This window comes from Virgibacillus alimentarius (assembly GCF_000709085.1).
Taxonomy (GTDB): domain Bacteria; phylum Bacillota; class Bacilli; order Bacillales; family Amphibacillaceae; genus Virgibacillus_B; species Virgibacillus_B alimentarius.
In genome coordinates, this window is record NZ_JFBD01000066.1 from 49,811 (window position 1) to 61,654 (window position 11,844).

Here is an 11,844-nt window from a genome sequence, read left to right on the forward strand (position 1 = left end):
GGTATGATTAAATTAATAGGATACTAATTAGAAAAGGACAATTATTTATGGCTTATATTTTCTTATTAATTGGGTTTGTATTGTTAATTAAAGGTGCAGATTTATTTGTTGATGGTTCATCGAATATTGCAACATTACTCCGGATATCTCCAGTGTTAATTGGATTGACAATTGTTGCATTCGGGACAAGTTCACCGGAGGCAACTGTAAGTATTATTGCAGCGCTAAAAGGAAATGCCGGCGTTTCATTGGGGAATGTTATTGGAAGCAGTATTTTTAATATTACGCTTGTTGTTGGCATTGCGGCATTTATATATCCTTTAAAAGTCGAAAGTGAGACTACAAAAAAGGAAATTCCGTTTACACTTTTAGCCAGTGTTGTATTACTTGTTCTTAGTAGTGATATGATATTACAAGGATTTGATAATAACGCATTAACCCGTAGTGATGGTCTCATATTTTTATTGTTTTTAAGTATTTTTATTTATTACGTCTTTGAGGTTGCAATGAAGAACAGACAAAAAGCAGACGATAGAAAAATACCGGATAGTGTAAAGTGGGGAAAGAGTATCTTATTCGCTGTATTGGGACTAGCTGGTATTATTTTGGGCGGGGAAATGGTTGTTAGAAATGGTACAAAGATTGCCTATTCCCTTGGAATGAGTGAAACACTAGTTGGTTTAACGATTATAGCTATAGGAACTTCACTTCCTGAACTAGTCACATCTATTGCTGCTGCGCTGAAAAAGCAAAGTGAGATAGCTCTAGGTAATATCGTTGGAAGTAATATCTTTAACATTCTATTTGTATTAGGTTCAGCATCTGTTATATCCCCGTTGGTGTTGATGGGAAGGTGTTTATAGATCTACTTGTACTGATTTTTCTGACCGTATTACTACTTATTTTTTCAAGAACGAATTATAAAATTGGGAAAATAGAAGGAATGCTCCTTGTTTTTGGCTACCTTATATATATCGTATATATTATTTTACGCAATTAAAAAGCGGCTGTATCCCAGGTTCCGTCCTGAGATGCACAGCCGCTTTTTAATTTTCAATATTAAAAGGGATAGATATTTTTCTATTTTCATAATCTTTACATTTTATTTATGGCATCTTAATACTACCTTAATAGTCAGTTGATAAGCTAGTTATTAAAGAGAGGCAATACTGGATTTAAATGGTTATGTTGGAGGTGAGACAGTTTAATAAAGATGTGTCAAAGCATTGATGAAGGAGATTTTTCTAATACTAAAAATGGAGGAATGATCATTGAGAAAAATACTATTCGCGATGGTTGTAACATTTATTATCTTTATGTCCGTTGCATGTCAGTCTAATAAAGACGAAAAAAATTCCTCAAGTGATAAGACAGCCAAAGCAAGTGGAGACAAAGTAGAAATTACATATTGGTACGCGTGGGGAGATAAAATTGGAGAAAACAATGAAAAACTAACTGAAATGTTTAATGAATCTCAGGATGAAATTCATGTGACTGCGGAATACCAAGGTACATATGAAGATCTTCATGCGAAAACACAGGCAGCATTCGCAGCGGGAAATGCTCCTGAAGTAACGTTAAATGAAATCGCATCAATTGGTGTATTTGCAAAATCAGGAATGACAGAAAATTTAACTCCATTTGTTGAGAATGACGATATAAATCTCGGTGATTTTATCCCAGGACTTATGGGGAACTCTTATGTGGATGACGAATTATATGGTTTACCTTATTTACGGAGTACACCAATTCTTTATATGAATACGACAATGCTAAAAGAGGCTGGATTAGACCCTGAAGGACCGAAAACGTGGGAAGAATTTGAAACGTACTTAAAAAAGCTTACAAAAGAAGGAGAGCATGTTGGTATGAGTATGCCGGCTGGGATTTGGTTTTATGAAGCATTTGTCGCACAAAGTGGCGGACAAATGATTTCAGATGACGGAACGGAAGTAGAATTCAATGGGGATGCTGGTGTAGAAGCGCTTGAATTTTGGAAAAAAATTGAAGACAAAGAATATGTTAAAGTTCCTGAAGGAGATGAAGCGGGAGATATTGCCAAGCAGGACTTTGCTAACGAACGTGCGGCTATGATCTTTTCATCCACTGCAGACCTCTCTTACATGCTTACACTTGCAGAGGATAATGACTTTGCGTTAAATACAGCATTCATGCCATCCAATGAAACGCATGCTGTTCCAACAGGTGGTGCGAATATGGTTATGACAGCTGGGTTGGATAAAGAAAAGCAGAACGCTGCTTGGGAATTTATTAAATGGATGACTGCAAAAGAACAGACGATTTTTGCAAGTAAATATACGGGGTATCTACCAAGCCGTTTATCAGCGGTAGAATCTGAAGAAATGAAAGAATTATATAAAGAAATGCCTCAATTTAAAGTGGCAGTCGATCAATTGGAATATGGTCACGCACGGCCAATGGAAGAAGCGTATCCAGAGATTTCGATGACACTTCAAGATGAGATTTTAAGAACGCTGCTTGATGAAGATTTAGACCCTCAAGAAGCATTAGATACTGCAGCTGAAAAAGCAAATGGAATGCTTCAACAATGATATAGGGTTTACTTTGCCATTAATATTGTGGCGTTTGGCGCAAAAGGAGAGCGTTTTGAATTGCCAGCCCTTCGTAATGCGATAATTCTTTTTTAAAAGGAGATGGTACGTATGGCGGAGATCATACTGAAAAATATATCAAAAAAGTTTAAAGAAGAGGAGGTAGTGAAGAATCTAAATGTAACGATTCGTGATGGGTCTTTTACTGTGCTGGTAGGCCCTTCAGGTTGTGGCAAGTCAACTACGCTCCGAATGATTGCTGGACTTGAGCAGCAGTCTAGTGGGGATATTTGGATCGGGGACGAGTGTGTCAATGACCTCCCCCCTGGGAAACGAAATATTGCAATGGTTTTTCAAAATTATGCTTTGTATCCAACGATGACTGTGAGGGGAAATATAGAGTTCGGTCTTAAAAATAAAAAGGTTCCTAAGAAGGAACGGGAGATATTGATTAGAGAAATCTCAGAGATTGTCGGCTTGACAGACTACCTTGATAAAAAGCCAAATAAATTATCAGGGGGACAAAGGCAACGTGTTGCCTTAGCACGTGCTATGGTTAAAAAGCCGAAAGTTTTTATTTTAGATGAACCGCTGTCGAACTTAGATGCAAAGCTGCGCAGCCAAATGCGGTCTGAACTAATTCAACTGCATAAAAAATTAGGAACTACGTTTGTTTACGTTACCCACGATCAGGTGGAAGCAATGTCGATGGGTGATGAGATTGCTATTTTAAATAAAGGAACCATTCAGCAAATGGGGAGCCCGATGAACGTATACCATGAGCCAAATAATATCTTCACAGCTGAATTTATTGGAACACCGGCAATGAATATCTTTGAATACAACAAGGTAAAAGATCATTTATCCAATTTAAGCAGAAAAGTTAAATTTGTTGGTTTCCGACCTGAACATGCATTACTAGCTCTTACAGAAAAAGAGAAGGACGCCGGTTACCTCAAACTGGCCAGTGAGATTATAACAATGGAAACATTAGGAGCTGAAACGATTTATACAGTAAAAAATGAAGCTGGAGTTATGCATATAAAAAGCTTTATTCCTCCTTTTGAGAATGCTAAAGAACTCTTGGTTTCCATTCCATACGAAAAGCTATACTTCTTCGACCAGGAAGGGAAGCGATATCGTTCTGTCTCCACTAGACAAATGGATACTGCTTTAGCAGGTGGAGCCTAATTATGACGTGGAATAAGATTCGTCCTTATCTAATGATCTCTCCAGCAATTCTAGTATTTAGTTTGTTTTTCATCTACCCGATCTGCTACATGATTTATTTAAGTATGCATGATTGGAACTTCGTTAGCCCGGAGAAAAACTTTGTTGGTACAGCTAATTTTACAAACCTTGTTTCTGAAAAAGAGTTTATTGAAGTGATGCAAAACACGTTTGTATATACAGCTTTAACCGTATCATTAACGATTATTATAGCACTGATACTCGCTGTTTGGCTTAATAAATCAGGGACAATATATGGATTTGTTCAAGGAGCCATCTTCAGTCCGCACATTATATCGCTTGTTTCTATTTCAATGTTGTGGATGTGGTTAATGGATACGGATTATGGACTCTTAAACTGGTTTTTAAATTTGTTTGGTCTCCCGAGTGTTCCTTGGTTGACAGACCCGAGCACATCACTTCTATCTCTTGCTATCGTTGCAATTTGGAAAGGAATTGGTTTTAATACGCTAATTTTTATAGCAGGGCTGCAGAGTATTCCACGTGATATTTATGAAGCGGCTGCATTGGATGGAACGAATAGAATTCGTACGTTTATTAAGCTGACATTGCCGATGCTCTCACCTACTTTGTTTTTCCTGACGATTATAGGTATCATTAATTCGTTTCAGGTATTTGAAACAATTTCGATCATGACTCAGGGTGGTCCTATTAATTCCACCAATACATTTGTTTATTACATTTATGAATATGGATTCCGTTTCTTTAAAATCGGGTACGCTTCAGCAGCTGGTGTTATCTTGCTCGTTATTATTAGCATATTTACGATCATGTATTTCCGATTGCTCGCCCGCCGTGTACATTATCAATAAGGAAGGAAGGGAGTTAAATGAATACTACCATTCCGTATAAACTCCTGAATGGTATAGGGATTCTCATTGTTGTCAGTATTTTTGCATTTCCATTTGTCTGGATGATATCTACATCGTTCAAATCGTTAGGGGAGACAATGATTTTTCCTCCTGCATGGCTGCCGGAAAGTCTACATTGGGAGAATTTTACTGCTGCATGGAATTCTGGACCTTTTTTAACCTATTTTAAGAACAGTATATTTGTTTCAATAAGTATATTAATCTTGCAATTTTTGACTATTATACCTGCAGCATATGCTTTTGCCAGGTATCAATTTAAAGGCAATAAATTCTTTTTTGCACTTACAATGATTACATTGATGATCCCTGCACAACTCATATTTCTGCCAGTCTACTTACAATTTAGTGCATGGGGGCTGCTTGATACACTTTGGGCACTAATTCTCCCCTTTGCTTCCAGTGCGTTTGGTATCTTTTTGCTGCGCCAATCGTTTAAACAGGTACCAGAAGAATTGTTGGAAGCTGCACGTTTGGATGGGGCAAGTGAATGGAAAATTATTTTAAAAATTATGATACCTATTGCTAAACCAGTATTGATAACGTTCGGACTTTTTAGTTTTATTACACACTGGAATGATTATTTCTGGCCACTTGTCATGACAACAAGTGATGTGACACGAACGCTTCCATTGGGAATTGCAAAGCTTCGTGAAGTAGAGGGTGGTGTTGCCTGGCATATTCTTATGGCAGGGAATATGATCCTTGTTATTCCAATATTAATTGTATTTTTCTTCGCACAACGCCAAATTATCCGTGCCTTTGTTTATACAGGTATAAAGTAAAATGATAATCCATGAAAAGGGGAGTGTAAGGGATGAATAGTTGCATTGCACACCGCGGATGGTCGAGTAGAGCACCTGAGAATACAATAGCTGCATTTATACTAGCTCTGAATGAATCAAAAATTTCTGCGATTGAACTAGATGTGCATCTTTCTAAAGACGGGGTCCCTGTTGTCATTCATGACCATACACTGGAACGTACTACGAATGGGAAAGGCCCAGTAAGTACACAAAGTGCACTTGATTTAGTTCAACTGGATGCAGGAATATCATTTGGACCGCAATTTGTTGGACAAAAGATCCCTTTATTGGAAGAAGTAATGGCATTAGCAAAGGGAAAAAAGCGGCTTTTGATTGAGTTAAAGCAAATGGGTGAGTTGTATGTGGGACTGGAAGAAAAAGTTGCCGAGCTCATCAATAAATATAACATGTATCATCAAGTAGTAGTTATTTCTTTTGACCATGAATCAGTAAGAAAAGTGAAAGAATATGATCCGAAAGTTGAAATAGGCTTGGTTTTCACTGGACGGTTAACAATGCTAGCTGAGCAAGTAGATTATACAGGAGCTAGCTATCTATCAATCCAGCATAGGTTTATTACTAAGGAATTAGTAGAATTGTTTCAAGATAAGTGTGTGCAACTTGTGGCATGGACGATCGATGACGTCGGATCTCTAAATCGTATGAAGGGAATAAGTGGAAACATCCACATTACAACCAACCGCCCAGAAATAATGATAGAAGATGTTAAGAAAGCGAAAAGCGAATTTATAGGCTTAGAACATCGTCCTGTCGTTTCAACGGAAAAAACAAATGAATTACGGGTATTTAAAAATAAAAAGTAGGTGAAACGATGAAACAATTAACAGTTTCCTTTATTATTCCCTCTTTTAATGAAGCTTTAAATGTTGCCGCTGTGCTTGAAGCAATCAGAAGAGAAATGGTTCAGTTGCACTATAAATATTATGATTATGAAGTACTTTTTATTGATGATGGCAGTACGGACGGAACGATAGAAACGATTCAAAGCTTGGCATTTGATTATCCGGAAGTGAAATACTTGTCTTTTACACGGAATTTTGGCAAGGAATCAGCAGTATTAGCTGGGTTGGAGCATGCTGTTGGGGAAGCAGTTATCCTAATGGATGCTGATTTGCAGCATCCCCCTTTCCTGATTCATAAACTGATAAAGGGATTTGAAGATGGATATGATCAGGTAATTGCTAAACGCAATCGTAAGGGTGAATCTCGTGTACGCTCGCTGCTTACTTCCCTGTATTACCGCTTTGTAAATAAAGCCATTGATGTTGAGTTAGCAGATGGTGAGGGGGACTTTCGGTTATTAAGCCGAAGAGCAGTCAACTCTCTTTTGTTGCTTAGTGAGGGCAATCGATTTTCAAAAGGGTTATACTCTTGGATCGGGTTAGACCAGACAACCGTCTGCTATAATAATATTGAACGGGAAAACGGAAAGACAAAATGGACTTTCTCAAAGCTGTTGAATTACGGAATTGATGGGATTGTTTCGTTTAACAGAAAGCCGTTAAGAATTTGTGTATATTTCGGTGCTATTATATTAATTTTATCGCTAGTCTATTTGGTAACTACTTATTTTCGTGTATGGAATAATGGTGTTTCTGTTCCTAGTTACTTTATAGCATTATTTGCCATTCTATTTTTAGGGGGGATCCAACTTATTTGTCTGGGCGTTATTGGAGAATATATTGGCCGTATTTATAGTGAAACAAAAAAGAGACCACATTATTTGGTTAAACAGACAAATATTGAAGAGAGGGAACAGTATGCGATACATCAACAATGAATTTACAAAATTTATAATAGTAGGGGGTATTAACACGCTTCATTATTATCTCATTTATATTTTGTGTCTGTCTGTTTTCCAACTTCACTATTTTTTAGCACACACTCTAGGGTTTTTTGTTAGTCTGGTGGGATCTTTCTTTTTAAATTCATTTTTTACATATAAAATAAAACCTACATTAAGAAAGTTTCTTCGATTCCCGCTAACTCAGGTGGTTAATACGGGACTATCGACGGTTCTTCTGTTTCTTTTTGTTGATATTCTTAGAATAGAAAGCAGCATTGCTCCAATTATAGCAGTATGTTTCACGGTTCCCGCCACATTCATAACTACGGGAAAAGTTTTGAGGCCGTCATGTTAAGAAAAATATCAGGTTGGAGAGAAAAACTGCAAAAATACCCAGGCTTGTGTCTGTTTATTTCTCTTTTTGTAATCAGTTTAGTAGTGGCCTTTTTTAGTCATTTGTTTTTTGTGAAAGAGTGGATGGATGGGCGTTATATGACGGGAATCAATGATGGTCTTTCACAAATGCTACCCTTTAAAAAGTTGCTTTATGATGAATATACAAATGGGAATTTTTTTTATTCCAATGCATTTGGATTAGGGGGAGGGATATATTCTCAATTAAGCTATTATTTTTCTACATCGATTATCTTTCTGATAACAACTTTGATTACATTTTTACTAGAACTTCTTCATCTGATGGAAGAGCCTGATATTTTTTATTGGGCAAATATTACTTTGATTATTAGTGTCATTCGGATGGCACTCATTATCTCATTTACCACTTTGTTTTTCCGTTATATGAAGCTGGAAATTATTCCGGCATATATTGGGGCAGCATTATACGGAACAAGTGTCATTTACTTCAGGCATGTTACATACTGGGAATTTTTCGCAGATGCTATGTTGTGGCTCCCATTGCTATTACTTGGAATTGAAAAAATTATGAGGGAAAAGAAACCAGGCTTATTTACACTGATTGTCTCTATTAGCCTGTTTGATAACTTTTATTTTTCCTATGTTCATTTTTTGCTTGCAGCAATTTACATTTTGGTGCGTTGGAGTGTACCGCAGATACAGGATGAGACAGGTAAAATACAGCAAATAAAAACATATATTTGGAGCGGTTTAGTTGGATTAGGGATTAGTGCCGTGTCTTTTATCCCAGCTGTTTATGGGTATCTGAATAATCATCGTCCTCCATATGAGGAACAGGTACCGTTATACAGTTTTCCGGATAACCCACTTTTAGATGGTAGAATTATTATTATCCCAGCCTTTGTTATTTTATGCTTATTTATGTTTTCGTTTTACAAAAACCGTTTATTTTCCCTTTTTGCTGGATTAACTATAATCACTATCTTCATGCACTTCAGTCCAATGGTTGCTAGTGTTTTTAATGGATTTTCTGCACCACAATATCGCTGGGAATATTTTTTGGCTTTAGCAGCCGGAGGGACAGCTGCTTCAGGCTTGCAGCTGATGCATAAAGTCAAATGGTGGCAAATGGGTGTAGCATTAGGCGGTGCATTTGGTTTGTATGTTGCTTTTTATCTGGATGATGAAACGCTTGTTTTTTCTTCATTAAAAGATGCTTATGAGGCTGTTGCGGCTATTTTTATCGTTGTTCCTTTTCTATTGTACGGTTTTTTTAAAAATCGGAAGATGCTAGCATTCTTTTCATTAACAATTCTGGCAACCAACTTATACATAGCAAATTTTTATCAGAAAGACACCATTTCCGAAGGAGGGGATGTTCAAACAGTATCCAAAGAATTTTTGTTGAGCGAGGAATATAACGGGAAAAATCAACGTGATTTAATAAAGCAAATTAAGCAAAAGGAGAATGATCCATTTGCCAGGATTGACTGGATGATAGAAACTAGAAATAATACACCAATTGTCCAGGATTTTAAAGGTTTAAGTGTGTATTCGAGCATTTTAAACAAGCACTTGCTTTATTTTTATTTATATGATTTAGAAATTGATATGGGAAGAGAAAGTGTAAGCCGCTACGCATCATTGGGAGACCGCGCGAATCTGTATAGCATACTCGGGGGCAAATACTATATTGCAAAAGAAGAAAAAAGTTTAATCCCATACGGGTTTGAACAAATTTTCAAAGAAGGAAACTATGTTGCCTATAAGAATCAAAACCAACTACCGTCTATTCGAACAACAGATACTGTTTTTCTTGAAAAGGATTTAATGAATGCTTCCCCAGTGGCAAAAGAGAGGGCGATGTTACAAGGGATTATTTTAAATGATGACGATATAAAGGGGGAAACGGTACCTGAAAATGAGAACATCATTAGGCAGACAAAGGTAAAAGAAGTTGGTGCTACATATGAGGGAAATGTGTTAGATGTGACAGCTGAAGAAGGGGGATTGAATCTCATTCCTGAACAAACAAACCCAGCTGTTAAAGATTATTATGTATCATTTTATTTAAAGAGTTTGGAAAAAAGTCAACGATCCCATGATAAAATTGATGAATTCCGCTTAATGGTAAATGACTTTGAAACGTACCGGAAATCGAATGATTCTATTTATAAAACAAATAGGAATAAAATCACCATCAGGGTTCCAAAGGATAAAAGTATTTCCATTCGCCTTCCTAAAGGCAAATACAAATTGAGTAACTTAGAGTTGTATGGGGAAGACTATCAATTACTTGAATCAGCAAAGAAAAAAAATGAAAGCAACTCTAATGTACCAATTTCATGGTCAGGAAACAAAGTGAATATATCGTATGATAATCAAACAAACCAACAGTATATGACATTGCCCATTCCATATGAAAAAGGATGGCGTGTTTATATTAATGGTAAGGAAAAAGAGATAAAACAAGCTAATTACGCTTTTATTGGTATTGCATTAAAAGAAGGAATGAATAAAATTACGCTTGTTTATTATCCGCCTTCCTTTTTCTTATCACTCTTTATAACTTGTATGTCTTTGATTACATTCCTATTTATTAGGAAAAACAGGATAAAATGGTTGAGGTAAAGGATAAAAAATTAATAAATACCCAAATATCATCAAGTTCAGTTTCCCTTTTTCTTCCGTATTTATGGGCTGCTTCCAGGTGATATTTGGGTGTTTATGTTGTAACATATTAGTATTTTATTGTAAGGATAAATTTATTCTATGAAGTTTGGTCTATCATGGGCAGCAAAGGGATGCGACATTGTCGGTCCGACTCTTGTCCACGGGCATTCGGATTGTGTCTAAAATAATTGATATTATTGTAAATAATAGAGGCGCTTTCTGTTAAGTCTTTATCAATAATATCAAGTGAAGCGATGTTTATTTCTTCTTTTTCAATATCGATGATCCTGAATGATTGTTGATCAAGACAGGCAGAGGTTTGGAGAAATGTCCAATTCTTTTCTTGGACAATAGAATCGACATGTGTATGACCGTTTAAATATACCCCAATACCTTCCTTTTGCTCTAAAATTTTCCACATATCAATACTTGGATGTATAGAACTTTTATCAAGTTCAGAGTTTTTTGTTGTATTATAAACAGGATGATGTGCAAACACGAATAATGGTTTTGTTCCTGATGTTTGAACTATATTTTCAAACCACTGCAGTTGCTCGTCGTCAATCCAGCCCCCATAATCTTCTAGGTCCATTTCTCTGGCAGTATCCAAGAAGGCGAATATTGCTTCATCTGTTGAAATAGTATGATATCGGCATTGTCCAGTAAGTGTGAGCACGTCTTTTCTTGGGAGTGCGTATAAATCGTGATTGCCTAAGGCATGGTAAAAGTTTCTATCCCTTTGGTTTAAAAGATTGTAAACTCCGATTAGTTCAGAGGCATGGCCAAAGTTTGTTAGATCCCCAATGGATACGTGCATATGAGCATCAATTTCTAAAAAGTGCTCAATCAATGACTGAAAAAACCTGCTGTGTGCATCGGCCAATCCTGGAACTGTTTCGTCAATTGCTGGATAATGTAAATCTCCCATTAAAGCAACTCTCATTTAAATTCTCCTTCCCAATTTTTAAATAGGGGATAATAGTCTAAAGTAAGTGGTCACTATTATCTTCACTTACAAGTATAATAGTGTAGTATTAATTTGTGATTAACTGTGCATTAAAAGATTGTAAAGTTACTTCTGAAGTTTGTATGATTTGTATGATTTTTTAATAAATATGATTGCAACAACACTCAATCTGCTATAAAATTTCCTGGAAAAATTCACCTAGTCATTTTTATCTATATTGCTTGCTAATATCTCTTTTTCCTATGTCTTTTCATGACTTTTATCGCAGAAATATAGACTTAAAATAACAAGTTATTACAAACTATGATAAAATAACTAATACTTAAGATGGGGTACAAACAATTTAGAAAACCGTAACAAGTTTGACATATTTTTTTAACAGCCATAATATATATAGTACAGTAAACAATGTTTGATAAAGACCTGCGGTAGTATGTCAAAAGAAAAATAAATAACTATTTGATTATCAAGGTGCAATTCACTTAAAAAAAGCAACACGAAGCTAAACCAGCAAAAAACAGAA

Annotated in this window: 9 protein-coding genes and 1 pseudogene; 9 read left to right on the forward strand and 1 reads right to left on the reverse strand. The window is 36.1% G+C overall.

The window, feature by feature from the left end; translation table 11 throughout:
* The first annotated feature begins 47 nt into the window (after positions 1 to 47).
* From GZ63_RS16720 to GZ63_RS0111190, 9 genes and pseudogenes are all read left to right on the forward strand, one after another.
* Positions 48 to 1,000, forward strand: a pseudogene (locus GZ63_RS16720) (calcium/sodium antiporter).
* A gap of 271 nt (positions 1,001 to 1,271) precedes the next feature.
* Entirely contained in the window at positions 1,272 to 2,573 is a 1,302-nt protein-coding gene (locus tag GZ63_RS0111155; RefSeq protein ID WP_051681474.1) for an ABC transporter substrate-binding protein, read from the forward strand.
* 111 nt (positions 2,574 to 2,684) lie between these two features.
* Positions 2,685 to 3,764 carry an ABC transporter ATP-binding protein gene (locus tag GZ63_RS0111160; RefSeq protein WP_029269555.1) on the forward strand — a complete coding sequence of 360 codons (1,080 nt, stop codon included), beginning with the start codon at positions 2,685 to 2,687 and terminating at the stop codon, positions 3,762 to 3,764.
* A gap of 2 nt (positions 3,765 to 3,766) precedes the next feature.
* Positions 3,767 to 4,636, forward strand: a complete 870-nt coding sequence (locus tag GZ63_RS0111165; protein WP_029269557.1) for a carbohydrate ABC transporter permease — start codon at positions 3,767 to 3,769, stop codon at positions 4,634 to 4,636.
* 17 nt (positions 4,637 to 4,653) lie between these two features.
* A complete protein-coding gene (locus tag GZ63_RS0111170; RefSeq protein ID WP_029269559.1) occupies positions 4,654 to 5,478 on the forward strand; it encodes a carbohydrate ABC transporter permease in 825 nt (274 codons plus the stop codon).
* 32 nt (positions 5,479 to 5,510) lie between these two features.
* Positions 5,511 to 6,323, forward strand: a complete 813-nt coding sequence (locus GZ63_RS0111175) for a glycerophosphodiester phosphodiesterase (protein WP_084179229.1) — start codon at positions 5,511 to 5,513, stop codon at positions 6,321 to 6,323.
* Between the two features lie 8 nt (positions 6,324 to 6,331).
* Entirely contained in the window at positions 6,332 to 7,300 is a 969-nt protein-coding gene (locus tag GZ63_RS0111180; protein ID WP_029269563.1) for a glycosyltransferase family 2 protein, read from the forward strand.
* Positions 7,281 to 7,661, forward strand: a complete 381-nt coding sequence (locus GZ63_RS0111185; protein WP_029269564.1) for a GtrA family protein — start codon at positions 7,281 to 7,283, stop codon at positions 7,659 to 7,661. The genes GZ63_RS0111180 and GZ63_RS0111185 overlap by 20 nt, the downstream gene beginning before the upstream one ends.
* Positions 7,655 to 10,312 carry a YfhO family protein gene (locus GZ63_RS0111190; protein WP_051681475.1) on the forward strand — a complete coding sequence of 886 codons (2,658 nt, stop codon included), beginning with the start codon at positions 7,655 to 7,657 and terminating at the stop codon, positions 10,310 to 10,312. The genes GZ63_RS0111185 and GZ63_RS0111190 overlap by 7 nt, the downstream gene beginning before the upstream one ends.
* A gap of 139 nt (positions 10,313 to 10,451) precedes the next feature.
* Here the strand turns inward: GZ63_RS0111190 and GZ63_RS0111195 are convergent, their stop codons facing one another.
* Positions 10,452 to 11,297: a metallophosphoesterase family protein gene (locus GZ63_RS0111195; RefSeq protein WP_029269566.1), complete on the reverse strand. Its 846-nt coding sequence runs from the start codon at positions 11,295 to 11,297 to the stop codon at positions 10,452 to 10,454.
* Positions 11,298 to 11,844 lie beyond the last annotated feature (547 nt).

Coding starts and splice junctions, on each gene's coding strand:
- GZ63_RS0111195 (WP_029269566.1), bottom strand. CDS start 11,297: ATGAGAGTTGCTTTAATGGGAGATTTACATTATCCAGCAATTGACGAA.
- GZ63_RS0111175 (WP_084179229.1), top strand. CDS start 5,511: ATGAATAGTTGCATTGCACACCGCGGATGGTCGAGTAGAGCACCTGAG.
- GZ63_RS0111180 (WP_029269563.1), top strand. CDS start 6,332: ATGAAACAATTAACAGTTTCCTTTATTATTCCCTCTTTTAATGAAGCT.
- GZ63_RS0111170 (WP_029269559.1), top strand. CDS start 4,654: ATGAATACTACCATTCCGTATAAACTCCTGAATGGTATAGGGATTCTC.
- GZ63_RS0111165 (WP_029269557.1), top strand. CDS start 3,767: ATGACGTGGAATAAGATTCGTCCTTATCTAATGATCTCTCCAGCAATT.
- GZ63_RS0111160 (WP_029269555.1), top strand. CDS start 2,685: ATGGCGGAGATCATACTGAAAAATATATCAAAAAAGTTTAAAGAAGAG.
- GZ63_RS0111190 (WP_051681475.1), top strand. CDS start 7,655: ATGTTAAGAAAAATATCAGGTTGGAGAGAAAAACTGCAAAAATACCCA.
- GZ63_RS0111185 (WP_029269564.1), top strand. CDS start 7,281: ATGCGATACATCAACAATGAATTTACAAAATTTATAATAGTAGGGGGT.